21 protein-coding genes are annotated in these 23,301 nt (G+C 65.7%); 14 read left to right on the top strand and 7 right to left on the bottom strand.

All coding sequences use genetic code 11. The annotated features are described in order from the left end of the window. Nucleotides 1–291: 291 nt before the first annotated feature. Nucleotides 292–2,616 carry a methyl-accepting chemotaxis protein gene (locus tag ACZ48C_RS11620; protein WP_464781195.1) on the bottom strand — a complete coding sequence of 775 codons (2,325 nt, stop codon included), beginning with the start codon at nt 2,614–2,616 and terminating at the stop codon, nt 292–294. A 396-nt stretch (nt 2,617–3,012) separates the two neighbouring features. On the opposite strand from ACZ48C_RS11620, the gene ACZ48C_RS11625 reads away from it, so the two are divergent. Together ACZ48C_RS11625 and ACZ48C_RS11630 are read left to right on the top strand one after the other, a co-directional pair. Next, a complete protein-coding gene (locus ACZ48C_RS11625) occupies nt 3,013–3,966 on the top strand; it encodes a ring-cleaving dioxygenase (protein ID WP_464781196.1) in 954 nt (317 codons plus the stop codon). Between the two features lie 69 nt (nt 3,967–4,035). Then, entirely contained in the window at nt 4,036–4,593 is a 558-nt protein-coding gene (locus ACZ48C_RS11630; protein WP_464781197.1) for an NADPH-dependent FMN reductase, read from the top strand. Nucleotides 4,594–4,653: 60 nt separating this feature from the next. Here ACZ48C_RS11630 and ACZ48C_RS11635 read toward each other — a convergent pair whose 3' ends face one another. Continuing rightward, entirely contained in the window at nt 4,654–6,210 is a 1,557-nt protein-coding gene (locus ACZ48C_RS11635; RefSeq protein WP_464781198.1) for a VOC family protein, read from the bottom strand. 168 nt (nt 6,211–6,378) lie between these two features. Then, a complete protein-coding gene (locus tag ACZ48C_RS11640) occupies nt 6,379–6,597 on the bottom strand; it encodes a hypothetical protein (RefSeq protein WP_119256815.1) in 219 nt (72 codons plus the stop codon). A gap of 656 nt (nt 6,598–7,253) precedes the next feature. On the opposite strand from ACZ48C_RS11640, the gene ACZ48C_RS11645 reads away from it, so the two are divergent. Beyond that, the gene (locus ACZ48C_RS11645; protein WP_464781199.1) at nt 7,254–8,648 is read left to right on the top strand and encodes an efflux transporter outer membrane subunit; all 1,395 of its coding nucleotides are present in this window, start codon (nt 7,254–7,256) and stop codon (nt 8,646–8,648) included. Between the two features lie 75 nt (nt 8,649–8,723). On the opposite strand, the gene ACZ48C_RS11650 is transcribed toward ACZ48C_RS11645, so the two are convergent. Beyond that, nucleotides 8,724–9,428, bottom strand: a complete 705-nt coding sequence (locus ACZ48C_RS11650) for a GntR family transcriptional regulator (protein WP_464781200.1) — start codon at nt 9,426–9,428, stop codon at nt 8,724–8,726. A 105-nt stretch (nt 9,429–9,533) separates the two neighbouring features. On the opposite strand from ACZ48C_RS11650, the gene ACZ48C_RS11655 reads away from it, so the two are divergent. Continuing rightward, nucleotides 9,534–10,373: a fumarylacetoacetate hydrolase family protein gene (locus tag ACZ48C_RS11655; protein ID WP_464781201.1), complete on the top strand. Its 840-nt coding sequence runs from the start codon at nt 9,534–9,536 to the stop codon at nt 10,371–10,373. 74 nt (nt 10,374–10,447) lie between these two features. Here ACZ48C_RS11655 and ACZ48C_RS11660 read toward each other — a convergent pair whose 3' ends face one another. Further along, entirely contained in the window at nt 10,448–10,609 is a 162-nt protein-coding gene (locus tag ACZ48C_RS11660; RefSeq protein WP_162911383.1) for a hypothetical protein, read from the bottom strand. 109 nt (nt 10,610–10,718) lie between these two features. Then, nucleotides 10,719–11,360 carry a thermonuclease family protein gene (locus tag ACZ48C_RS11665; RefSeq protein WP_464781202.1) on the bottom strand — a complete coding sequence of 214 codons (642 nt, stop codon included), beginning with the start codon at nt 11,358–11,360 and terminating at the stop codon, nt 10,719–10,721. A 163-nt stretch (nt 11,361–11,523) separates the two neighbouring features. Here ACZ48C_RS11665 and gst point away from each other — a divergent pair, with 163 nt between their 5' ends. From gst to ACZ48C_RS11715, 10 genes are all read left to right on the top strand, one after another. Further along, on the top strand, nt 11,524–12,126 hold the full coding sequence (gene gst / locus ACZ48C_RS11670) for a glutathione transferase (RefSeq protein ID WP_464781203.1): 603 nt from the start codon (nt 11,524–11,526) through the stop codon (nt 12,124–12,126). A 284-nt stretch (nt 12,127–12,410) separates the two neighbouring features. Then, nucleotides 12,411–13,904, top strand: a complete 1,494-nt coding sequence (locus ACZ48C_RS11675; RefSeq protein ID WP_464781204.1) for an NAD-dependent succinate-semialdehyde dehydrogenase — start codon at nt 12,411–12,413, stop codon at nt 13,902–13,904. 76 nt (nt 13,905–13,980) lie between these two features. After that, nucleotides 13,981–15,024 (top strand): amino acid ABC transporter substrate-binding protein, encoded by a 1,044-nt coding sequence (locus ACZ48C_RS11680; RefSeq protein ID WP_464781205.1) that lies wholly within the window; start codon nt 13,981–13,983, stop codon nt 15,022–15,024. Beyond that, nucleotides 15,024–16,148, top strand: a complete 1,125-nt coding sequence (locus ACZ48C_RS11685) for an amino acid ABC transporter permease (protein ID WP_464781206.1) — start codon at nt 15,024–15,026, stop codon at nt 16,146–16,148. The genes ACZ48C_RS11680 and ACZ48C_RS11685 overlap by 1 nt, the downstream gene beginning before the upstream one ends. Beyond that, nucleotides 16,145–17,224, top strand: a complete 1,080-nt coding sequence (locus ACZ48C_RS11690; RefSeq protein ID WP_464781207.1) for an amino acid ABC transporter permease — start codon at nt 16,145–16,147, stop codon at nt 17,222–17,224. The genes ACZ48C_RS11685 and ACZ48C_RS11690 overlap by 4 nt, the downstream gene beginning before the upstream one ends. A 2-nt stretch (nt 17,225–17,226) precedes the next feature. Beyond that, nucleotides 17,227–17,928, top strand: coding sequence for a GntR family transcriptional regulator (locus tag ACZ48C_RS11695; RefSeq protein WP_464781208.1), 702 nt, complete (start codon nt 17,227–17,229; stop codon nt 17,926–17,928). Further along, a complete protein-coding gene (locus tag ACZ48C_RS11700; protein WP_464781209.1) occupies nt 17,925–18,914 on the top strand; it encodes a phosphotransferase in 990 nt (329 codons plus the stop codon). The genes ACZ48C_RS11695 and ACZ48C_RS11700 overlap by 4 nt, the downstream gene beginning before the upstream one ends. A gap of 18 nt (nt 18,915–18,932) precedes the next feature. Then, on the top strand, nt 18,933–20,255 hold the full coding sequence (locus tag ACZ48C_RS11705; RefSeq protein WP_464781210.1) for an aspartate aminotransferase family protein: 1,323 nt from the start codon (nt 18,933–18,935) through the stop codon (nt 20,253–20,255). Nucleotides 20,256–20,308: 53 nt separating this feature from the next. Then, nucleotides 20,309–21,112 (top strand): amino acid ABC transporter ATP-binding protein, encoded by an 804-nt coding sequence (locus ACZ48C_RS11710; RefSeq protein WP_424548546.1) that lies wholly within the window; start codon nt 20,309–20,311, stop codon nt 21,110–21,112. A gap of 32 nt (nt 21,113–21,144) precedes the next feature. Then, nucleotides 21,145–22,194 carry an Ldh family oxidoreductase gene (locus ACZ48C_RS11715; protein WP_464781211.1) on the top strand — a complete coding sequence of 350 codons (1,050 nt, stop codon included), beginning with the start codon at nt 21,145–21,147 and terminating at the stop codon, nt 22,192–22,194. Nucleotides 22,195–22,232: 38 nt separating this feature from the next. On the opposite strand, the gene ACZ48C_RS11720 is transcribed toward ACZ48C_RS11715, so the two are convergent. Beyond that, complete coding sequence (locus ACZ48C_RS11720) at nt 22,233–23,273, bottom strand: tartrate dehydrogenase (RefSeq protein ID WP_464781212.1); 1,041 nt, start codon at nt 23,271–23,273, stop codon at nt 22,233–22,235. Between the last annotated feature and the right edge of the window lie 28 nt (nt 23,274–23,301).

The raw sequence follows: 23,301 nt of genomic DNA on the forward strand, positions 1-23,301 counted from the left end.
GGTGTTTCTCTGCGGCTGCACGGCGGCTTTATCGGAGCGCCGTTTTCCAGCGCTTCTCTCGGTCCCCTCTGGACCTTCCCGAAGAAAAGCAGGAAGCGTGCCAATCGCGGAAGACGACACACAGACATGTAAATTCAATGGCTTGACGATTATCCGTCACGGCAGTTCGGCGGGCGCGTCAACCCGATCTGTTCAAAAGCTGGGCAAAGTACAAATCCCGAGCGCAAAAGAAGGGCGGCCCTTGGCGGACCGCCCCTCTCCCCAGCCCCGGTTCCGTTCCCGGCGGCTATCTCAGAATTCTTCCCAGTCCTGCGCCGCAGCGCCCGCCGCGGCCGGCTGTCCGCCACTGCCGAAGGCGCGGGCGAGCTTGCTGCCGAGAGCCCGCGCACCGGATGCGACCGGGCGATGCTCGGCGGACGAAGCCACGGCGGGCCGTGCATCGGTGGCGCCCATTCCGAGACGGAACTGCGCGAGCAGCGTGTTGAGGGCCGAGGCCTCGGTCGCCAGCGCATGGCTTGCCGCCGTCTGCTCCTCCACCATGGCCGCATTCTTCTGCGTGCCCTGGTCGATGGAATTGACCGCCGAACTGATCTCGTTGAGACCCGTCGACTGCTCGCGTGCCGAGCGCACGATCGCCGCGACGTTCTGGTCGATCTCCTGCACCTGGTCGACGATCTCGGAGAGCGCCGAGCCGGTCTCGCCGACAAGCGCGACACCGAGATTCACCTGCTCGCCCGACTTGGTGATGAGCGCCTTGATCTCCTTGGCGGCATTGGCCGAGCGCTGCGCGAGCTCGCGCACTTCCTGCGCGACGACGGCAAAACCCTTGCCGGCCTCCCCTGCCCGCGCCGCTTCCACGCCGGCATTGAGGGCGAGAAGGTTGGTCTGGAAGGCGATTTCGTCGATGACCCCGATGATGTTGGAGATTTCGCGCGAGGAAGCCTCGATGCCGCTCATCGCACCCACCGCCCGGCGCACGACGTCGCCGGACTTTTCCGCGCTGGCACGGGTACGCTCGACAAGATGGCCGGCATCTTCCGCCCGGCGCGTCGCGTCCTTGAGCGAGGTGGTGATCTCCTCCAGCGCCGCCGCCGTCTCCTCGACGGAAGCCGCCTGCTGCTCGGTGCGCTTGGCGAGGTCGTCGGAAGCCGTGCGGATTTCCGCCGAGCCGGCCTGGATGGCATTGGCATTGCTGCCGACCGAGCGAAGGGCCGATTGCAGCTTCTCGACGGAGATATTGAAGTCGTGGCGGACCTGGTCGAGCGAGCCGGCAAAGGCCTGTTCGATCCGGTGCGTCATGTCGCCGTCGGCAAGCTTCTGAAGCCCCTCGGCAAGCGCCTCGACGGCCATGCGGGTCTGGCGCTCGCGCTCGGCGGCCTCCTCGGCGCGCTGGCGGCGTTCGTCCTCGGAAAGCGCGCGATTCTGCTCCGCCTCGCCTTCGAGGCGGATCTTGGCGAGCGTCGCATCGCGCAGCACGGCCAGCGACCGGGCCATTTCACCGATCTCGTCCTGGCGGCTGGATTCGGAAAGATCGACATCCGTGCGGCCGGCGGCGATCTCGCTGGTGGCGACGATGACCTTGTCGAGCCTCTTGCGGAAGCGAGCCGCCAGCAGCCAGCCGATCGCCACCATCAGCCCGGCGGCGATGGCGATGACGACCGTCGAGGTAAGCGCCAGCGCGGAAAGATGCGAGAACAGCACCGACTTCGGCACGGAGACGACGGTGAACCATGTGGTGCCCGGCACCAGCGGCACCGGCACGGCGACGGCGATGGACGAAACACCACCGACGTCCTTGATTTCCATCGCCTTTTCGGGGTTGGCGAGCAGCGCCTTCCAGACCTCGGCATCAAGGCCGGAATCGCCGAGCGTCTTGCCGAGCGCGGCCTGGTCGGGATGGCTGATGATGCTGCCGCCCTGGCTGAGCAGCGCGACATAGCCCTCGCCCAGCGGCTTCAGCCGCGCCATGTCGGCGGCAAGCGAATCGAGCGCGATGTCGACGCCCGTCTCGCCCTTGAATTCGCCGTCGAACAGGAGCGGCACCATGAAGGAGGTCATCAGCACGTTCTTGCCGCCGATGACATAGCTGTAGGGCTCGGTCAGGAAGTCCTTCCCGGTCGCCTTGGGCACCTGATAGTAGTCGCCGGGGCCGGGCTTGTCGTAGTCGACCAGCGCCTCCATGCCGACCTTGCCCTCGTTGCGCACGAAATAGGGAATATAGCGGCCCGTCGCGTCGTGGCCCGGCTTGTTCCTGTATTCCTCGTCCTTGCCGTCGAAGGCATTCGCCTCCCAGCCGGTGCTGACGCCGAGCGCATAGGGATTGTCCGCCATCAGGCGGTCGAAGATGCTGTTCATCGTCTCGCGGCTCGGCGTACCCGTCGCCTTCACCGCATAGAGGGTGGAGCGCATGTTCCAGCTCAGTGCCTTGACCTTGGCGAAATAGGTTTCGACCTTGCCGGCGCTCGCCTCGGCAGCATTCACCATTTCCGAGATCGACCGTTCCTCCACCGCCCGGTAGGACAGCCAGAGCAGAACGCCCGCGGTCGCGACGGTGGTGGCAACGCCGGCCGCCACGATGGCGAACATGTTCCGGGCAGTCGCAGTCTTTGGCAGCATGAAACGTCTCCTTGCATCCGGGCGTGCAGGCACGCACCGGCATTCGTCGGGAAATGGCGGAAACATGCCGGCGGACGCGGCGAAACAGAGACGAAGTCATTTCGCAGACCCGGAGCGTAAGCGCGTACTGGTTTATGAAACGATAAAATTCGAATGAACGATATTCGGAACGGAATGCCGGCTGGTGCGCTTTTCCCGAAGGCCGGTTTTTCAGGGCATCGGAGCGCATTTCACGGCTGCGGCGCCCTCGGGAGGACCGTTCGGAAAAAGTGAACAATGCGTTCGCCCGGCCCGGCCTTCCGGCAGGCGGCGCAAAGGGCGATATTCGCCTCAATGCAAGGCGCCGAAACCGACGCCGCACCCGAACATCCCGGACGGTTCCGGGGAGGAGTTATCATGACCCTTAAGCTCACAGGCATCCATCACCTGACGGCGATCACCGCGAACGCCGCGGAAAACCTGCATTTCTATACGCAGGTGCTCGGCCTGCGCCTCGTCAAGAAGACGGTGAACCAGGACGACACGACCGCCTACCACCTCTTCTATGCCGACGGCCTCGCCTCGCCCGGCACGGACCTCACCTTCTTCGACTGGCCGGTCGGCCATGAGCGCCGCGGCACGCACAGCGTCTCGCGCACGGGCCTTCGCGTCGCAAGTCTCGACACGCTCGAATGGTGGAAGGCCCGCCTTGCCGACCTGAAGGTCAAGACCGGCGAGATCCGCGATGTCGGCGGCCGCGCCACGCTCGATTTCGAGGATGGCGAAGGCCAGCGCTTCCGCCTGACCGTGGACAATGCCGGCGCGCCTTCCAATCCCTGGGAGAAGAGCCCCGTTCCGGCCGAACACCAGATCAAGGGCCTCGGCCCCATCACGCTCAGCGTGCCCGATCTCCGCAACACGGAAATCGTGCTGACCGAGGTGATGAACATGGCGGAGACCTCGACCTATCCCAACCCGGACGGGGCGGGCGAGGTTCATGTCTTCTCGATGGGCGACGGCGGGCCGGCGGCCGAACTGCATGTCGCCGTCGAGCCGGACCTGCCGGTCGCCCACCAGGGCGCGGGCGCTGTGCACCATGTCGCCTTCCGCGCCCCGGACATAGAGGCGCTTCATGCCTGGACGGAGCGGCTGCGCGGCTTCCGCGTTCCTTCCAGCGGCGAGGTCGAGCGCTTCTACTTCCGCTCGCTCTATTTCCGCGAGCCGAACGGCATCCTGTTCGAGATCGCGACGGACGGCCCCGGCTTCGCCGTGGACGAGCCGCTCGAAACCCTCGGCGAGAGCCTGTCGCTGCCGCCCTTCCTCGAGCCGCGCCGCGCGCAGATCGAGGCCCGGCTGAAGCCGCTCGCCTGACCCCAACCAAAACCCCGGCGTGGCTGAACCCCCGCCGGGGTTTTTGCACCCTCACAGCGGAGAAAAGACATGACCAGACTGGTGGCAATCTCGGGCAGCCTGCGCAAGGGCTCCTTCAACACGGCGCTGCTGCGCGCCGCCCTCGACATGGCGCCGGAGGGCGTCGAGATCCTCGAGGGCACCATCCGCGGCATTCCGCTCTACGATGCGGACGTGGAAGCCTCCGACGGTATCCCGCAGGCGGTCGCCCGCCTCAAGGACCAGGTGGCCGAAGCCGATGGCGCGATCCTCTTCACGCCGGAATACAACAACGGCATTCCCGGCGTCTTCAAGAACGCCATCGACTGGATGAGCCGCCCGCCGGCCGATATTCCCCGCGTGTTCGGCGGCAAGCCCTTCGCCATCGCCGGCGCCTCGCCCGGCAATTTCGGCACGCTGCTCTCGCAGGAAGCCTGGCTTCCCACCATGCGCACACTCGGCACCGTGCCATGGTTCGGCGCCAAGCTGATGGTCTCGCGCGCCGCCACCGTCATCGAGGACGGCCGGATCGTCGACGAGGCGACCGAAAGGAAATTGCGCGACTTCATCGCCGGCTTCGCCGCCTTCGTCGCCAACTTCAAGGACTAACCGGCAAAAAAGGGGCGCGCCTTGCGGCGCGCCCCTTTTTATATTGTGTCGTCGCAGATCTCAGCCGACGACGCGTTCCTTGTAGGCTTTCGCCAGGTCGAGATCGGCGATGCCTATATCGTGGCCGGCGGCGAGCAGCTTGTGCTCCACCGTCGCGCCGGCTGCTGCAAGGTGCACCTCGAGGTCGCCGGCATAGCGGCCGTAGGGATCCGCCTCACCGCTCACCATCAGCACGTTCGCGCCGGAAAGATCGGCGGCGGGCACCGTCTCCAGAACGTTCATGCCGCGCAGCAGCACGGCGTTGCGGATGACGCCCGGATGGAGCAACATCACCGCCCCGATCATGTTCGCGCCGTTGGAATAGCCGACGAACAGCGTCTTCTCCGGATCGAGCCCATAGGCGGCGTTCGCCCCTTCCATGAAGGCCGCGAAGGCGTCCGCCTCGCTGGCGAGCTCCTTCTGGTCGAAGGTGACGGCCGTCAGGCGGCGGAAGAAGCGCGGATAGCCCTCGTCCATGCTGCGGCCGCGCGGGCTGAGCAGCACCGCATTAGGCGCAAGCCGCGCGCCGAACGGCAACAGGCTGGTCTCGTTGCCGCCGGTGCCGTGCAGCAGCACGACCGCGGTGCCATCGGGATTTTCCGGGCGATGAACCCGGTGGATGAAGGGCAGGTCCCGTTCACTCATTCTTTCTTCTCCGGGCAGGGAAAATTGCGGAAGCCGGGCACGGACATCGTCCGGATCGGCGCGGAAATGCCGGGGAACGAACAGCCTGGTGCCGAGCGTTTCCAGCGGCTCGTCGACCGTCATGCCGGGCGCGTCCGTCGCATATTCGACGAGCGAGCCGCCCGGCTCGCGGACATAGAGCGAGTAGAAATAGGTGCGGTCGTGCATGTTGGTATCGCCCGCATCCTCGGCGGCAAGCCGGCCTGCCGCCGCTTCCACGGCCGCCCGGTCCGGCGCCCGCAATGCGACATGGTCGATCGTGCCCGTGCCGGGCGCCGAGGTCCAGAAGCCGCTCGCATCGCGGATGTCGAGCACGTCGCCCGCATCGCCGGCGAGCCGCACGATGCCGTCCGCCTCGGCCGCCCTGCGGAAGCCGAAATGCCCGCCGATGAAGGCGGCGGTCTCTGCCGGCCTTTCCGACAGGATCGTCGCGCCGCGGATGCGCTGGATGGCGTCGCCCGCCGCGATGTCCTTCGTGACATGCGGCGCCGGGCCTTCCACGCCCGCCTCGCCGACGAGCTTGACGATGATGCCGTCGGGGTCCTTCAGCCGGAGCACGGGCTCGCCGAACTCCTGCGCCGGTCCCGTCATCGCGATATTCTGCGTCAGGGCGCGCGTCAGCCAGAAGCCGATGGCTTCCGGCCGGGTGGCGAAGGCGATCTCCAACGGCTGGCCGAGCCCGACCCGCCCCGGGGAACCGTCTTCCCAGGCAAGGAAGGTGACCAGCGAGCCGGGGCTTGCCGCCGCGTCGCCATAGAAGAGATGGAGCTGGTCGGCATCCTCGTAGCCGGCCGTCCGCTTGACGAGCCTGAGGCCGAGGAAGCCCGCATAGAAATCGACGTTCGCCTGGATCTTTCGGGTAATGCCCGTGATGTGATGGATGCCGCTTGTCATGGGGCACCTCCTTTCGCGAGCACCCAATCAGGATTTGGCCATCCGCGCCAGCCGGCGCCCGGTGAATGCACTGTCCACAAAACGAGACATCCATAAACAAGACCGGCCCCGCTGATGGCGAGGCCGGCCGATGCCGGCGCGACTGCGCCGGAGCGTCTGGAATTTGGTTCAGGCGGCCGCGATATGGGCCGGCGACATCGCCCGCGTCGAGGCGGACGGATCGTTGAGGAGACGGCGGATCGCGGCGCGCACCTCGTCTGCCGAGGAGAAACGCTGGGAATCCAGGTCCCACACGGAATATTTGACGGCGACGAACTTCAGCCGATCCTCGTCGGGAACGACGACGCCGACAGCCTCACCACCGATTTCGATAACCTGCTTTTGCATAACAACTCCTGCCGCGCCTAAAGGCACAGCCAATTCAATTTGCGCTTATTCGACGGAGGGGACTTCAGTTCACATTCGGCGGAGGGCCGTATGCACTTTCCCTTTGATCGTTTCACGACAGGAGCACGCCACACGCACGGAGGCGATGCAGTTGATATCGTACATGACACACTCCCTCTGGTTGGCGCTGACGCTGAAAAAAGGACGCGTCAGAGACGGACCGAAACAGACGCATGCGGTCCTCATGCGATGCTCCAACACATAAGCGGCTCTCCTTTCCTTGTCAAGGAAATCCGTAGAATTTTGGAAAAAATTACTGCCGGATTTGTGTGACAATTCGAATCGCAAAATAGTTTTCGCGCTTGCAGCATATTCCAGGAAAATATGTCGCCAAGACGGACATTCCGGGGAAAAGCCGTGACGCAACCCTGCGGCGGCGCAGAAAGGCCGCCACCTCACCCTATGGGCGAAGATCGCTGCATTGGGCAAATGCTCCAGTTGCCCATGGGACACACACCCGAAGCGAAGCGGGGAAAAAACGCTGTGGGACCATTCTTTTTCGCGATGGAGGCTCGATCTTCCGGTGAAACATGAATAAAGAGTGAATCGCGATTTTGTTGTGTTAATTAAGCCGCAGTGACCGGCAGGGTATGAACATGAATTTCACACGGACGCTTTTCCCTCTGAGCATGCTCCTCCTGTCGGGCTGCGTGGTCGGCCCCGATTACCAGAAGCCCGACACCGCGCTTCCGGCCAAATTCACCGAGAGCAAGACATCGAGCGCCGAGAACGTGACGCTCAATCCGTGGTGGGAATCCTTCCGCGACAAGCGGCTGAACGACCTCGTGCATCAGGGCCTCGGTGAAAACCTTTCGGTCATGACCGCGCTCGAGCGCATCGAGGCTGCCCAGGCGAACGTCATCATCGCCGGCGCCGGCGGCCTGCCGGATCTTGGCGTCGGAGCGAATGCGACGGCACAGGGCGGTCACAACTCGGTCTCCAAGAAGACGCTGAGCACCGGGGCGGACGCCTCGTGGCTGCTCGATTTCTTCGGCCAGTATCGCCGTGCCAAGGAAGCGGCGAATGCCTCGCTCGATGCCGCTTATGACGACGTCAACGTGGCGCGCCTCGCCTACCTTTCCGATCTTGCGTCGAGCTACGTGAACGCACGTTATTATCAGGAAGCGCTTGCCCTCAACCGCAAGAACCTGGAATCGCGCCGCGAGACCCTGAAGCTGACGAACGAGATCAAGGAAGCCGGCGCGGCTTCGAGCCTCGACGTGCTGCAGGCCGAAGGTCTCGTCAACCAGACGCTAGCGGATCTGCCCGCGCTTGAAACCGGCTTCCTGCAGTCGGCCAACCATATCGCCACGCTGCTCGGCGTGCCGGCCGGCACGATCACCGGAAGCCTCACGAAGGGTTCGGCCCAGCCCATGCCGCGTTACAAGACGCGCACCGGCGTTCCGGCCGACCTCATCCGCAACCGCCCCGACATCCGCGCGGCCGAGCGTCGCCTGCAGGCCGCAACGGCAGAGATCGGTGTCAACGAGGCGAACCTGTATCCGAGCATCCAACTCAGCGGCTCGATCAACGCGTCGCGCGTCTTCACCAATCCCGGCGTGACCAACGGCACGCTCTGGTCCTTCGGTCCGTCCCTCTCGCTGCCGATCTTCAACGGCGGTGAACTGAAGGCTCGGGTGAAGGTTGCCCGCTCGGAAGCCGAGCAGCAGTACCTGGCCTGGAAGTCGACGGTGTTGAACGCGGTGGAAGAAGTCGAGAACGCCCAGAGCGCGCTGATCCGCGACGGCCAGACGGTCGCCGCCCTGCGCAAGGTCGTGCAATCCTACGAGCAGACGCTGAACCTTGCCCGCGAAAGCTATCGCGGCGGCGCCAGCACGATCCTCGACGTGCTCGATGCAGAACGCAACGTCGCCTCGGCCCGCCTGTCGCTCGCTTCAGCGATCCGCCAGCTGGCCCGCGACTATGTCTCGCTCAACGTCGCGATCGGCGGTGGCGCGGAGATCGGTTCGCCGACCGTCGCCAGCCGGTAAACAGTCGGGCGGTCGCCGGGCGCCTCATCCGGCGGCATATATATATAGTGAGAGAATTCGAAGCGGCGGTCCGGCCTAGGCGGGACCGCCGCTTTCGGTTTCGAAGAACGTGTCGAGCGCGGCGGCCGTGCGGCCGTAATGCTCGCGCAGGGCCGCCGCCGCGCCCTCCCCGTCGCGCGCGAGCGCCAGCTCCATCAGCCGGCGATGCTCGCCCTCGACATCGCGCGCCCCGCCGGAGAGGCTGATCGACATGCGCCGGTAGCGGTCGGCCCGCGAAAACAGCTTCTCGCAGATTTCCAGAAGGATCGGCGACCCGCAGGCCGAGATCAGCGCCGCATGGAAGGCGGCGTGCCGCTCCTCCCAGTCCTCCCGGATCGCCGAGGGAATGTCCTCGCGCACCTGCGGGATGCGCGCGAGAAGGTGATGGGCGGCGATCACCCGCGCCTCCCAGTCCGCATCCCCCTTTTCCACCGCCAGCCGCAGCGCCTCGCCCTCGCAAAGCTGCCGGGCGGCCGTGATGTCGCGCAGCTCTTCCAGCGACAGCGTCGCGACGCTGTAGCCGCGATGATCGTCGAGGACCGTGAACCCTTCCGCCGTCAGCCGCGCCAGCGCCTCGCGCACCGGCGTCACGCTCATGCCGCAGAGCGCCTGCAGATCGGCGAAGCGCAGCCGGTCGCCGGGCTTGAACCGCGCCGCGCGGATCGCCTGCCGGATCGCCTCGTAGGCATCGCCCGCCAGCGTCCGCCCGCCTGCCCGCTTCTGGTCCGTTTGACTGCGCATCTTATAAACTCGCAAGGATTTTCGAAAATCATTGACTTCATGTAAAACCGGATGGAAGGTACGCGCAACCGAAATCGGCAAGGCCGGCACTCAACGGAGGATACTATGAAGCTGGTGCGCTTTGGCGCGGCGGGCGCGGAAAAGCCCGGACTGATCGACGCGGACGGCAAGATCCGCGACCTTTCCGGCATCGTGCCGGACATTGCGGGCGAGGTTCTCGGCCGCGCCGGGTTGGAGCGCCTGCGCGCCATCGACCCGAACAGCCTGCCGCTCGCCCCGGAAGGCAGCCGCTACGGCGCCTGCGTCGGTCGCGTCGGCAATTTCATCGCCGTCGGCCTCAACTATGCCGACCACGCCGCCGAAAGCGGCATGGCCGTTCCGAGCGAGCCGGTGCTCTTCAACAAGGCTCCGTCCTGCATCGTCGGTCCGGACGATACGGTCCTCATTCCCCGCGGTTCGGAAAAGACCGACTGGGAAGTCGAGCTTGCCGTCGTCATCGGCGAGCGCGCCTCCTATGTCTCGGAAGCCGAGGCGCTGGACTATGTCGCCGGCTACTGCGTCTGCAACGACGTTTCCGAGCGCGCCTACCAGATCGAGCGCGGCGGCCAGTGGACCAAGGGCAAGGGCTGCCCGACCTTCGGCCCGATCGGCCCCTGGCTGGTCACGAAGGACGAGGTGGACACGAGCGATCTCGCCATGAAGCTCAGCGTCAACGGCGAGCTGGTGCAGAACGGTTCTTCGAGCACCATGGTCTTCAAGGTGCCCTTCCTCGTGCACTACATCTCGCAGTTCATGATCCTGGAACCCGGCGACATCATCACCACCGGCACGCCGCCCGGCGTCGGCATGGGCATGAAGCCCCCGCGCTACCTCAAGCCCGGCGACCGCATGGAAGTCTCCATTGCCGGCCTCGGCGTCCAGCGCCAGGCCGTGGCGGCCGGCTGACCCGGCCGGGAATTGCGTGGAAACAGACGGATAAAGCGAGAGGGGCCTTGAAGGCCCCTCTTTCGTCTCAGCGATCAGTGCACCGTGGCAGGCGACATGTCCTCGTCGAGGATACGGAAGGCCTCGTCCAGCGCGGCCACCAGAATGTCCGTCAGTTCGTCGGCATCGTTTTCGAGAAGGAAGAGCGCAACCGTTGCATTGTCCGGATCGCTGTAGCGCTCGAGGTCGTTCGACATGTCATTGTCCCCTTTCCAGCCGGCACCATCCCGGTTAACGGAAAGCTTAGGGACGCAGGCTTGCGTCTGGCTTGTGCCGGAAAGACACAAGGTCTGCAAGGTCAAAACATCAGCCGCACCAGGATTGGTGCCGCCCCGCCCAGGGCCGGGCAAAGCCTTCGCGCACCAGCCTCTGGCCGATGGACTGGCCACCGCGCATCACGATATGCGGCGCCGCTCCCGCCTTGCCGGCGGCACGGCTCCTTGCCGCCACCAGCGAAATGTCGCCCTCGTTGAGGATCTCGCGCAGCCGCAGCTTGGCGTCCCCGCCCCGCGAGCGCTCGGCGTCGCAGCGCGCATCGGAAATCGACGGCGCATCGATATCGGCCAGCCGCACCTTGCGCCCGGCATAGAGAATCGTGCTGCCGTCCAGCACGCAATAATCGGTCTGCGTCGTGCAGATGAACCATTTCCCGGCAAAGGGCGGCAACTTTTCGGCCGCCGGCAGCTTCTGCTCCACCCGTTCGGCGGGCGTCGGCATGGCGCGCACCAGCGCCGTCTCGCGCGCGGGCTTCTTCTCCCTGCGCTCGATGGAGGCGGTGCGGATCGCTGCCGCGCCCTTTTCCGGGCCGGGCGTCCAGTTGTCCATGTAGAGAATGCCGCCGACAAGCGCTGCGCCGAGCACATACCAGTGCGCCATGCCGCCGCCGCGCCGCGCGCCGGAGCGCTTCGCTCCCGAGGCCTTCTTTCGCCGGGTCGTCTTCTTCGCCATCGTCTGTCTCCTGCACGGGACATTGCGACGATCTCTTGAAGATATGGTTACCGATCGGCGACCGGCCGGGATGCGGCCGCCATACACGAAAAATTGTCATCCGCTTTGTTGCCGCGCGCGCCAGACTTGATAGAAGCCGGCTGCAATCTGACAGGAGATTTCAGTGAAGCTCTACTACAAGGCAGGCGCCTGCTCCCTCGCGCCGCATATCGTCCTCAGCGAATCCGGCTCTTCCTATACGCTCGAAGCCGTCGACCTGAAGGCCAAGAAGACCGAGCACGATGCCGACTATTTCGGGATCAATCCGCGCGGCGCCGTCCCGGCGCTGGAAGTGGAGCCCGGCGTCGTCATCACGCAGAACGCCGCGATCCTCCAGTATATCGGCGATCGTTCCGACGTCCCCGCCTTCAAGCCCGCCTACGGCACGCTGGAGCGCGCCCGGCTGCAGGAAGCCCTCGGCTTCTGCTCCGACCTGCACGGCGCCTATGGCGGTCTCTTCGCGCCCAACCTTTCGGACGAGGCAAAGGCCGGCGTGATCGCCAACATCAACCGTCGCATGGGCCAGTTCGAGGCGATGCTGTCGGACGACAAGCCCTACTGGCTCGGCGATTTCACCCAGGCCGATGCCTATGCCTCCGTCATCATCGGCTGGGGCGTCGGCCTCAAGCTCGACCTCGGCGCCTATCCGAAGGCCCTGAAGCTGCGCGAACGCGTCATGGCGCGCCCGAAGGCACAGGCCGCCCTGAAGGAAGAAGGCCTCCTCTGATATCCGCGGACCGGAGGCTTCGGCCTCCGGTCCCGCTTCCGGCCCAAACAGCCGATGCCCCTGGGCGAATGCCCGAAGCTCCCCCAAACACGCTTTTGAATTTAAAGCTGGCGGTACGAGCCAGAGCCGCCGAACGATTCGGCCGCTGCACCTCCCCCTTTCCCTCACTTCAAAAAAGACCGGCATTTCGCTCGTCGTGACGACGCACGGGGCTTGACTCTTTGTAATTTGATGCTTGTTATAACACTCGACAGATTGTTGGAGTGAACTAGGAACTTTCATCCATGACCGTGCACCAAATTACGCGTCACGCCCTTATCGGGCGTCTGGCGGACCCTTCCCTGTTGCGTCATCAGGCCTATATCGACGGCCAGTGGGTGAATGCCGATGGCGGCGATACGGTCACCGTGACCGACCCGGCAACGGGCATCGAGATCGGCACGGTGCCGAACATGGGCGCCGCCGAGACCCGCCGCGCCATCGAGGCGGCAGAGGAAGCCCGTCATGGCTGGGCGGCGCTGGCCGCCAAGGACCGCGCCGTCGTGCTGCGCCGCTGGTTCGACCTGATCGTCGCAAACCTTCCCGATCTCGCGGCCATCATGACCGCCGAGCAGGGCAAGCCGCTGGCCGAGAGCCAGGGCGAAATCCGCTATGCCGCTTCCTTCGCCGAATGGTTCTCGGAAGAGGCCAAGCGTGCCTATGGCGACCTGATCCCCGCCCCGCGCGCCCAGTCCCGCATCATGGTGCTGAAGCAGCCCATCGGCGTCGTCGCCGCCATCACGCCGTGGAATTTCCCCTCGGCCATGATCACCCGCAAATGCGCCCCGGCCTTCGCCGCCGGCTGCTCTGTCGTGGTCAAGCCCTCCGAATTCACGCCCTACTCTGCGCTGGCGCTGGCCGAGCTTGCCGAACGCGCCGGCATCCCCAAGGGCGTCTTCAACATCGTCACGGGTGACGCGACAGCGATCGGCGGCGAGATGACCTCCAGCCCGATCGTGCGCAAGATCAGCTTCACCGGCTCCACCCGCGTCGGCAAGCTGCTGATGGAACAGTCGGCCAGCACCGTGAAGAAGGTGGCGATGGAGCTCGGCGGCAATGCCCCGCTCATCGTCTTCGAGGACGCCGATCTCGACGTCGCCGTGCAGGGTGTCATCAACGCGAAGTTCCGCAATACCGGACAGACCTGCATCTGCCCGAACCGCATCTATGTGCATGAAAACGTCCACGACGCCTTCGTTACGCGCCTTTCGGCGGCCGTCGGTGCGTTGAAGGTCGGCGACGGTTTCGTCGACGGCGTGCAGCAGGGCCCGCTGATCAACGAAGCAGCTCTGACGAAAGTGGAGCGCCATGTGGCGGACGCACTCGGCAAGGGCGCCAAGGTCGCCACCGGCGGCAAGCGCCACGGCCTCGGCCAGACCTTCTTCGAGCCGACCGTGCTGACGGATGTCGATGCCACCATGCTCTTCGAGAGCGAGGAGACCTTCGGCCCCGTCGCCCCGATCCAGCGCTTCTCGGACGAGAAGAGCGTCATCAAGGCCGCGAACGCCACCTCCTCCGGCCTTGCCGCCTACATCTTCACCCGTGACCTCGACCGCATGTGGCGGGTCGCCGAGCAGATCGAGTCCGGCATTGTCGGCGTCAACGAGGGCCTGGTGTCGAACGAGGTCGCGCCCTTCGGTGGCGTGAAGGAATCCGGCATCGGCCGCGAGGGCTCCAAATACGGGATCGAGGAATTCCTCGAGCTCAAATACGTCTGCATCACCCAATCGGCAGCCTGACGGCCGGCCGGAAATGCAGCCCGCCGGCAATGGTGCCTGCGGGCCTCACCTGAATGCGCATGAAAAGGGGAAATACATGAAACTTGCGACTTCACTGAAACTGGGAGTTCTCGCCTGCGCGACCGCGCTGATGGGCGCCATGTCCTTCGCCGGCACCGCCGAGGCCGGTGCTGCGCTCGACGCCATCAAGGCCCGCGGCAATCTCGTCTGCGGCGTCGGCCAGGCCGTTCCGGGCTTTTCCGCACCGGCTGCCAATGGCGAACTCGCCGGCATCGACGTCGACTATTGCAAGTCCATGGCTGCCGCCATTCTCGGCGACGCCTCCAAGGTGACCTACCGCCAGACCTCCTATTCCGAGCGTTTCGTCCTGCTTTCGTCGGGCGAGATCGACGTGCTGGCGCACGACACGACGACCACGCTCAACCGCGAAGGCGCCCAGAGCGCGCGCTTCGCCTCGCCGAACTATTTCGACGGCTACACCTTCATGGTGCCGAAGTCGCTCGGCGTCGATAGCCCCGACCAGCTTGCTGACGCCACCGTCTGCATCCTGCAGGGCTCGACCTTCGAGGTGAACACCGAGAACTTCTTCAAGTCGCGCGGCCTCAACTACACGCCGCTCGTCCTCAGCGCCTGGGAGCAGCTCGACGCGGCCTTCTTCGGCGGCCGTTGCGACGCCTTCGGCGGCAACTACGGCAACCTCGCCGGCTCGCGCGCCGGCAACGGCAATGTCGACGACTACATCATCTTCCCGAACTTCATCACGCTGGAACCCTATGCACCGGCCGTGAAGAGCGGTGACGAAGAACTCTTCCTCGTCGCACGCTGGGTCATGTTCGCCCTCGTCGAAACCGAACGTCTCGGCATCACGCAGGCCAATGTCGCGGACCTCGCCAAGAACTCCCCGGATCCGGAAGTCAAGCAGCTGCTCGGCACGACCCCGGGCAACGGCAAGGACCTCGGCCTCTCGGAAGACTGGGTCGTCAAGATCGTCTCGTCCGTCGGCAACTACGGCGAGAGCTTCGAACGCAATCTCGGCAAGGCCTCGCCCCTCAAGCTCGACCGCGGTCTCAACGACCTGTGGACGAAGGGCGGTCTCATGTATGCGGCCCCGTTGCGTTGATGCGTAGCGAGCGCCTTCAAAACGCGCTGTTTGTCGCGGCAGCCATCGCAGTTCTTGCGTGGCTGTCGCACAATCTTGCGTCCAACCTCGCCGCCCGCGGCATCAGCATCGACTACGGCTTCCTGTGGAGCGCCACGTCGTTCCCGATCGGCGAGTCGCTGATCTCCTTCGGTTCGGGCGACACCTATTTCCGGGCGCTGCTGGTCGGATTGCTCAACACGGTCAAGCTGGCGCTTGCCGCCATCGTGCTCTCCACCCTGCTCGGCATCCTGATCGGCCTTGCGGGCCGCACCGCCCATCCGCAGCTCCGTGCCCTCGCAAAAGCCTATATCGAGGTGACGCGCAACACGCCGCTGCTGCTCATCCTCGTCGTCTGCGCCACCGCCGTCCGCGTTCTGCCGCCGCCGCGTCAGGCCTGGACCTTCGGGGAATCCATCTTCATTTCCAGTCGCGGCCTCTATATCCCGACGGTGCTCGTCGGCGATGCAGGCCCGGTCCTTGCGGCCGTCGCCGTGCTGGCCCTTGCCTGCGGCTTCCTTTTCTGGCGCGCCATGGTGCGCGGCCGCAACGAGACGGGTCACTTCCCGCGGCCCGCGACCGGTGGCCTCTTTCTCTCGGCTGCCGCGCTCATCGGCGTCATCGTCTATGCGCTCGGCTGGGGCGAGATCCAGAAGCCGACGCTGACGGGCTTCAACTTCCGCGGCGGCATGGGCATGACGCCGGAATATCTGGCAATGCTGGTGGGGCTTTCCTTCTATACGTCCGGCTTCATCGCCGAGATCGTGCGCGGCAGCCTCGCCGCCCTTCCGAAGGGCCAGTCTGAAGCCGCCCACTCGCTGGGTCTCAGCCCCATCCTGACGCTCTATCTGGTGCTGGCCCCGCAGGCGCTGCGGCTCATGCTGCCGCCGCTCGCCAACCAGTATCTCAACGCCATCAAGAACACGACGCTCGCCGTTCTCATCGGCTATCCGGATCTGGTTTCCGTCGGCAACACCGCGCTCAACCAGACCGGTCGCGCCATCGAGACCGTGTCCATCTACCTTCTGATCTACCTGTCGCTCAGCCTCGTGACCTCCGCGGTCATCCGCTGGCTGGAAAAGCGCGCGCAACTGGTGAAGTCATGAGCGAAATTACCGCCGCACTCCCCCGCCCCTCCAATGGCGGCCTCGCCGGCTGGCTGCGCCCCTATTTTAATCCGTGGCCGCATGCCCTGCTGACGGTGGCGATCACCGGCGGCCTCCTCTACGTCCTCGCGCGCTTCTACCGCTGGGCCGTCACCGACGCGGTGTTCGGACAGGCCTCGCCCGATACCTGCCGCGCGGCGGCGGGCGCCTGCTGGGCCTTCCTGCACGAGCGCTACCACATCATCCTCTTCGGCAGCTATCCGGCCGACCAGTACTGGCGCCCGACGCTCGCCGTGGTGCTGGTGCTGGCGATCCTCATCCTCAGCGGCTTCCGCCGCTTCTGGAAGCCGGCGCTGGCGCTTGCCTGGATCGCCGTCATGGTGATCAGCCTCGTCCTGATGGGTGGCGGCATCCTCGGCCTGCCCTCGGTTTCCACCAGCCGCTGGGGCGGCCTGCCGCTCACCGTCGGCCTTTCCGCCTTCGGCATCGTGCTCGCCCTGCCGCTGTCGGTCTTCATTGTGCTCGGCCGCCGCTCCAAGGCCGCCGTCATCCGCCGATTCTGCTCGCTCTATGTGGAGATCGTGCGCGGCCTGCCGCTGATCGCGGTGCTGTTCATCGCCTCAACCATGCTGCCCTTCCTGCTGCCCGGCGGCAACCTGATCGACAATATCCTGCGCGCGCAGGTGGCGCTGATCCTCTTCCAGGCGGCCTATCTGGCAGAAGCGATCCGCGGCGGTCTCGAAGCCGTGCCGCGCGGCCAGTCGGAGGCCGGCCACAGCCTCGGGCTTTCCAGCGGCCTGATCTCCCGCCTCATCGTGCTGCCGCAGGCCTTCCGCATCGCGCTGCCGGCGATCATCAACACCTTCATCGAGTCCATCAAGGACACGACGCTGATCAGCATCATCGGCCTCATCGACGTGCTTGGCGGAGCACGCGGGGCGATCGCCGACGGCGCATGGCTGGGCTTCTACCGCGAGGCCTACCTTGTCGTCGGCGGCGCCTTCTTCGTCTTCTGCTTCATCCTTTCCCTCCATTCCCGCCGCCTCGAGCGGGAGTTCTCCAGCGAGAAGCACTAGGCATGGACAGTAAGGAAATCGCACTGGCGGACGGCAGTTCCATGCCCACCTACCGGACGCTCGTCCAGGATACGCTCAACGAGCAGATCTACCAGCAGATCAAGGAGAAGCTGATCATCGGGGAATTCCGCCCCGGCGACCGGCTGGTCCTCCGAAACCTCGCGGCCGCCCTCGGAACGAGCGTGGTGCCGGTGCGCGACGCCCTGCAGAAGCTCGAAAGCCTCGGGGCCCTGCGGCTCGAACGCACCTTCATCGTGCCGCTGCTGACCATCGCGGAACTCACGGAAATCCGCGATATCCGCGTAGCGCTGGAAGGCCTTTCCGCTGCGCGCGCGGCCCGGGCGGCAACGCCGGAGAGCCTCGCGGGCCTGCGCGTCCATTTCGACGCCATGGCCGAGGCCGCCCATGCCAACGACACCAGCCGGTTCCTGCGTGCCAATGCCCGCTTCCACCTGCATATCGCCGACATGAGCAATTCGCCGATCCTGCGCGACATGATCGAACCGCTCTGGCTGCGCATGGGCCCATCGGTGCGCCTCGCCAAGGCCGAGCCCGGCAAGCTGACCGACGCCATTCCCGACCACGAGACGGCCTTCGCGGCCATCGCCGCGAATGACGCGGCAGCGGCGCGCAAGGCCGTCGTATCGGACGTCGTCAACTGCTTCGGCATCCTCGCGGATTCCTTCCAGGGGGCGGACGAATGAGGGCGCGGCTCGACACTTCGAAAGCCGAGGCCCTCGCCCTTCGCCATTTCGGCGTGGATGGCCGCGCGACGGAGCTCGGCGGCGAGCGCACCCAGAATTTTCGCATCCGCGCGGCCGAGGGCGCTACCTTCACGCTGAAGGTCTCCGACCCCGCGGAAAGCGCCGAGGGCACCATGCTCGAAAGCGCCGCGCTTCTCCACATCGCGCGCACCGCCCCTGATATCGCAGCCCCGCGTGTCGTGCCCGCCCTTACCGGCGAAGAGGCCGTCTTCTTGGGCACTGCAGATGGCCGCTACCTGCGCCTGCTGACCTATCTCGAAGGCACGCCGTTTTCCTTCATCGAGGCGCCGACACCGACGCTGCGCCACGCCATCGGAGACGCCGTCGCCCGCCTCGACATGGCGCTGGCGAGCTTCGACCGTCCCTTTTCGCGCGAGCGCGATCTCATCTGGGACGTCAAACAGATCGCCCGCCTGCGTCCTTCCCTGACGCTGATCGACGAGGCGCGCCGGCCGCTCGCCGAAGCCATGCTCGACCGCTTCGAGGCGGTGGCGGGGCCGCACATGGCCGCGCTGCCCACGCAAGCCGTCCATAGCGATATGAACGGCCAGAACATCCTCGTCGATAGCGATGCGACGGACCGTCTTTCCGGCTTCCTCGACTTCGGCGATCTCGTCCACGCGCCTCGTCTCGTCGATCTCGCCGGCGCGGCGCTGCTGCAGGTTCGCGGCAACGAGGATGACCTGCGAGATGCGGCCGATGTCATCAGCGCCTATCACCGGGCCTCGCCGCTGGGTGCGCTGGAGATCGAGCTTCTGCCGGAATTCATGATCGCGCGCTGCGTGATCAATGTCGTGGCCACGGAAATCCTCGCGGACCGCGACCCGGTCAACCGCCCCTATATCATGAAGAACAATCCCGCCTCCTGGATGCGGCTGGAGCGGCTGTCGTCGTTTCCGCAAAATCCATTCAGGACCGCCCTCTAGAGAACGAAGGTGCATGCCATGAGCGTACCCGTGATGATCAACGCGTTCGACAGCAGGAACGCCGCAAACCTCGACGAGCGCACGCGCGACCTCGTGGAGCGCCGCCAGCGCGTCCTCGGCCAGCCCTATCGCATGTTCTACGAGGAGCCGGTGCATTTCGACTGGGCGAGCGGCGTGCGCCTCTACGATGCGGCGGGCAATGCCTATCTCGACGCCTATAACAACGTGCCCTGCGTCGGCCATTGCCATCCGCGCGTCGTCGCAGCCATCGCCGAGCAGGCCGCGCGGCTCAACGTGCACACGCGCTATCTCGACGAGAGCATCGTCGGCTATGCCGAGCGGCTGCTTGCCCATTTCCCGGCCGAGACCAACCGCCTGATGCTGACCTGCACCGGCAGCGAGGCCAACGACCTTGCCCTGCGCATCGCCCGCAACCACACCGGCGGCACCGGCTTCATCGTCACCGCCAACGCCTATCACGGCATCAGCCACGCGATTGCCGCCATGTCCCCGTCCCTCGGCCCAAACGTGCCGCTGGCCGTTGACGTGCGCACCGTCGCGGCGCCCGACCCGCGCCTTGCCGGTTCACCGGAAGCGGTCGGCGCCTTCTTCGAACGCGAGGTGCGGGCCGCCATCGCCGACATGCAGCGCCACGGCATCCGCCCCGCCGCGCTGCTGGTCGACACGATCTTCTCCAGCGACGGCGTCTTTTCCGAGCCGGCCGGCTTCCTTGCCGGCGCGGTCGCCGCAATCCGCGAGGCGGGCGGCCTCTTCATCGCAGACGAGGTGCAGGCCGGCTTCGGCCGCATGGGTTCGCATATGTGGGGCTTCCAGCGCCACGGGCTGGTGCCGGACCTCGTCACCATGGGCAAGCCCATGGGTAACGGCTATCCTATTGCCGGCGTCGTTGCGCGCGAGGAGGTGCTGGAACGCTTCGCCCGCGAGGCGCGCTACTTCAACACCTTCGGCGGCAACCCGGTCGCCTGCGCCGCCGCCACAGCGGTTCTCGATATCCTCCGGGACGAGGACCTGATGGCAAATGCATCGAAGGTCGGCGCGCATATGAAGGCCGGCTTCGAAGCGCTTTCAAAGCGCCATGACGCCATCGACAATGTCCGCGGCCAGGGCCTCTTCCTCGGCGTCGACATTCTCGGTGCCGACGGCACGCCCTCTCCTGGCGTCGCGGGCGACCTCGTCAACGCGCTCCGCCGCCGCCGCGTGCTCATCAGCGCATCGGGGCCGCTCGGCCATGTGCTGAAGATCCGGCCGCCGCTGCCCTTCTCCATCGCCGACGCGGACGAGCTTTTGCAGGTCTGCGACGAGGTGCTGGCCACTCTCTAACGATCAACCGCGCCGCCGAGGAGGCAAGGCGCAGCAATGCAGGAGGATGCTCGATGGCGGGCGAAAACGTAGTACGTGCCGACGATCTCGATGCCGACACGACAAAAATGCAGGTCTCCGCGACTGACGTCGCCGTCGAGATCACCAACATGAACAAGTGGTACGGCGAGTTCCACGTTCTGCGCGACATCAATCTCAAGGTGATGAAGGGCGAGCGCATCGTCATCGCCGGTCCCTCGGGCTCCGGCAAGTCCACCATGATCCGCTGCATCAACCGTCTCGAAGAGCACCAGAAGGGCCAGATCGTCGTCGACGGCATCGAGCTGACCAACGACCTGAAGAAGATCGACGAGGTGCGCCGCGAGGTCGGCATGGTGTTCCAGCACTTCAACCTCTTCCCGCACCTGACGATCCTGGAAAACTGCACGCTCGCGCCGATCTGGGTGCGCAAGATGCCGAAGAAGGACGCCGAGGAAGTGGCGATGCACTACCTCAAGCGCGTCAAGATCCCGGAACAGGCCCACAAATATCCCGGCCAGCTCTCCGGCGGCCAGCAGCAGCGCGTGGCGATCGCCCGCTCGCTGTGCATGAAGCCGAAGATCATGCTGTTCGACGAGCCGACCTCGGCGCTCGATCCGGAAATGGTCAAGGAAGTGCTCGACACGATGGTGTCGCTGGCCGAAGAGGGCATGACCATGCTGTGCGTGACGCATGAAATGGGCTTTGCCCGTCAGGTCGCCAACCGCGTCATCTTCATGGACCAGGGCCAGATCGTCGAGCAGAACTCGCCGGCCGAGTTCTTCGACAATCCCCAGCACGAGCGCACGCGGCTCTTCCTCAGCCAGATCCTGCACTGAACAGGTCGCGAGACAGCCGCGAAGGAGAAACCATGCAACGCTACCGCTACACGGACCTCATGCACTTCTCCACGCGGCTGCTCGAACGCGCCGGCCTTGCGCGCGATCGGGCGGAAACCGTCGGCTCGCTCTTCCTCGAAGCCGACCTTCTCGGTTATTCGACCCACGGCATGCAGCGCCTGCCGACGAATGTCGAATGGCTGCTCAGTGGCGAAACGCGCCGGGAGGGCGACCACACGGTCCTTAGCGCATCCCGCAGCAACGAGGTCTGGGACGCCGAATTCCTGCCCGGCCCGTGGATCACCGCCAAGGCGGTGGACCGCGCCTGCGATATCGCGAAGACCGAGGGAACCGGCACCGTCGTCGTGCGCCGGGCGCAGCACATCGCCTGCCTTGCGAGCTACCTGGAGCGCGCGACCCGGCGCGGCATCATGGTGATGATCACCGCCAGCACACCGACCGAGGCCGTCGTGGTGCCGCATGGCGGATTGAGCCGCGTCTTCTCCTGCAATCCGATCGCCGCCGGCATCCCGACGGACCGGGACCCCATCCTCATCGACACGACGGCCGCGATGTCCGCGCTAGGCCCGCTCAACCGCAGCTATCGGCTCGGGCAGACACTGCCAACGCCCCTGATTGTCGCGCAGGATGGCACAGTCACGGACGATCCCGCCGAATTCGTCGAACGGGGCGGCGGCATCCTGCCTATCGGCGGCACCGAACAGGGCTACAAGGGCTTCAGCCTCGCCCTCCTCACCGAAGCGCTCTCCGGCGCATTGGGCGGTTTCGGCCGCGGTTCGCAGACCGGCGACAGCGAGGCGAACGGCGTCTTCGTGCAGGCCATCGACCCCGAACATTTCGCCGGCCGCGCGACCTTCGAGCAGGAGATGGGACGGCTTGCCGAACGATGCAGGGCGAGCGCGGTCGCGCCGGGGCATGATCCGGTGCGCATTCCCGGAGACCGCTCGCTCGCCCGCAAGCGCGACCAGCTCGAAAACGGCGTGGGACTGATCGATACCATCATCGGCGACATCCGCCCGTGGACGGTCAAGCTGGACTGCCCCTTGCCCGACCCGATCTGAATCGCCTCCGCCCTTCCAGGCGGAGGCGGCATTCCATTTCAGTCGAGCGCCGCAAGCACGGCGGCGGCAATCGCATCCGTCCTGTCCTTGCCCGGCTTGACGCCGATACCGCGCGCGGTGGTGCGCTCGATGGCGGCCATGACGCGGGCGGCGGCCTCGCGCTCGCCGAGATGATCGAGCATCATCGCGCCGGACCAGATGGCGGCGATGGGATTGGCGATGCCGAGATGGGCGATGTCGGGCGCCGAGCCATGCACCGGCTCGAACATCGAGGGCGCGCTGCGGTCGGGATTGATATTGGCGGAGGCGGCAAAGCCGAGGCCACCCTGGATCGCCGCGCCGAGGTCCGTCAGGATATCGCCGAAGAGGTTGGAGGCGACGACCACGTCGAGGCTTTCCGGCGCCATCACCATGCGGGCGGCCATGGCGTCGATGTGATAGCTGGTGACCTCGACGTCGGGATACTCGGCCGAAAGCTGCCGGGTGATTTCGTCCCAGAACACCATCGAATATTTCTGCGCATTGGACTTGGTGACGGAGGCGAGCCTGCCGCTGCGGGCGCGCGCCTGCTCGAAGCCGAAGCGCAGGATGCGCTCGACGCCCGTTCGGGTGAAGATGGAGGTCTCCACCGCCACCTCGTCCGCCGTGCCCTGATGGACGCGCCCGCCGGCGCCGGAATATTCGCCTTCCGTGTTCTCACGGATGCAGAGAATATCGAAACCTTCCGCGCGCAGCGGGCCTTCGACGCCCGGCAGCAGGCGGTGCGGGCGGATATTGGCATATTGCACGAAGGCCTTGCGGATCGGCAGCAGCAGGCCGTGCAGGGAAACGGAATCGGGAACCTCCGCCGGCCAGCCGACCGCGCCGAGCAGGATGGCGTCGAAGCCACGCAGCGTCGCGATACCGTCCTGCGGCATCATCGCGCCGGTTTCCTTGTAGAAGGCGCAGGACCACGGGAAGGTCGTGCCCGTGAGCTTGAAAGTGCCGGACGCCGCCTTTTCGAGAACCGCCCATGCGGCTTCGGTGACGGCCGTGCCGATGCCATCGCCCGGGATGAGCGCGATCGAATAGGTCTTCATGGGATGGGTCTCCAGATCAGCCGGAAGG

Source organism: Shinella sp. 1A1, from assembly GCF_055379515.1.

Coding starts and splice junctions, on each gene's coding strand:
- ACZ48C_RS11625 (WP_464781196.1), top strand. CDS start 3,013: ATGACCCTTAAGCTCACAGGCATCCATCACCTGACGGCGATCACCGCG.
- ACZ48C_RS11690 (WP_464781207.1), top strand. CDS start 16,145: ATGAGCGAAATTACCGCCGCACTCCCCCGCCCCTCCAATGGCGGCCTC.
- ACZ48C_RS11635 (WP_464781198.1), bottom strand. CDS start 6,210: ATGACAAGCGGCATCCATCACATCACGGGCATTACCCGAAAGATCCAG.
- ACZ48C_RS11695 (WP_464781208.1), top strand. CDS start 17,227: ATGGACAGTAAGGAAATCGCACTGGCGGACGGCAGTTCCATGCCCACC.
- ACZ48C_RS11655 (WP_464781201.1), top strand. CDS start 9,534: ATGAAGCTGGTGCGCTTTGGCGCGGCGGGCGCGGAAAAGCCCGGACTG.
- ACZ48C_RS11700 (WP_464781209.1), top strand. CDS start 17,925: ATGAGGGCGCGGCTCGACACTTCGAAAGCCGAGGCCCTCGCCCTTCGC.
- ACZ48C_RS11665 (WP_464781202.1), bottom strand. CDS start 11,360: ATGGCGAAGAAGACGACCCGGCGAAAGAAGGCCTCGGGAGCGAAGCGC.
- ACZ48C_RS11620 (WP_464781195.1), bottom strand. CDS start 2,616: ATGCTGCCAAAGACTGCGACTGCCCGGAACATGTTCGCCATCGTGGCG.
- ACZ48C_RS11675 (WP_464781204.1), top strand. CDS start 12,411: ATGACCGTGCACCAAATTACGCGTCACGCCCTTATCGGGCGTCTGGCG.
- ACZ48C_RS11660 (WP_162911383.1), bottom strand. CDS start 10,609: ATGTCGAACGACCTCGAGCGCTACAGCGATCCGGACAATGCAACGGTT.
- ACZ48C_RS11645 (WP_464781199.1), top strand. CDS start 7,254: ATGAATTTCACACGGACGCTTTTCCCTCTGAGCATGCTCCTCCTGTCG.
- ACZ48C_RS11680 (WP_464781205.1), top strand. CDS start 13,981: ATGAAACTTGCGACTTCACTGAAACTGGGAGTTCTCGCCTGCGCGACC.
- ACZ48C_RS11650 (WP_464781200.1), bottom strand. CDS start 9,428: ATGCGCAGTCAAACGGACCAGAAGCGGGCAGGCGGGCGGACGCTGGCG.
- ACZ48C_RS11640 (WP_119256815.1), bottom strand. CDS start 6,597: ATGCAAAAGCAGGTTATCGAAATCGGTGGTGAGGCTGTCGGCGTCGTC.
- ACZ48C_RS11720 (WP_464781212.1), bottom strand. CDS start 23,273: ATGAAGACCTATTCGATCGCGCTCATCCCGGGCGATGGCATCGGCACG.
- ACZ48C_RS11630 (WP_464781197.1), top strand. CDS start 4,036: ATGACCAGACTGGTGGCAATCTCGGGCAGCCTGCGCAAGGGCTCCTTC.
- ACZ48C_RS11715 (WP_464781211.1), top strand. CDS start 21,145: ATGCAACGCTACCGCTACACGGACCTCATGCACTTCTCCACGCGGCTG.
- ACZ48C_RS11710 (WP_424548546.1), top strand. CDS start 20,309: ATGGCGGGCGAAAACGTAGTACGTGCCGACGATCTCGATGCCGACACG.
- ACZ48C_RS11685 (WP_464781206.1), top strand. CDS start 15,024: ATGCGTAGCGAGCGCCTTCAAAACGCGCTGTTTGTCGCGGCAGCCATC.
- ACZ48C_RS11705 (WP_464781210.1), top strand. CDS start 18,933: ATGAGCGTACCCGTGATGATCAACGCGTTCGACAGCAGGAACGCCGCA.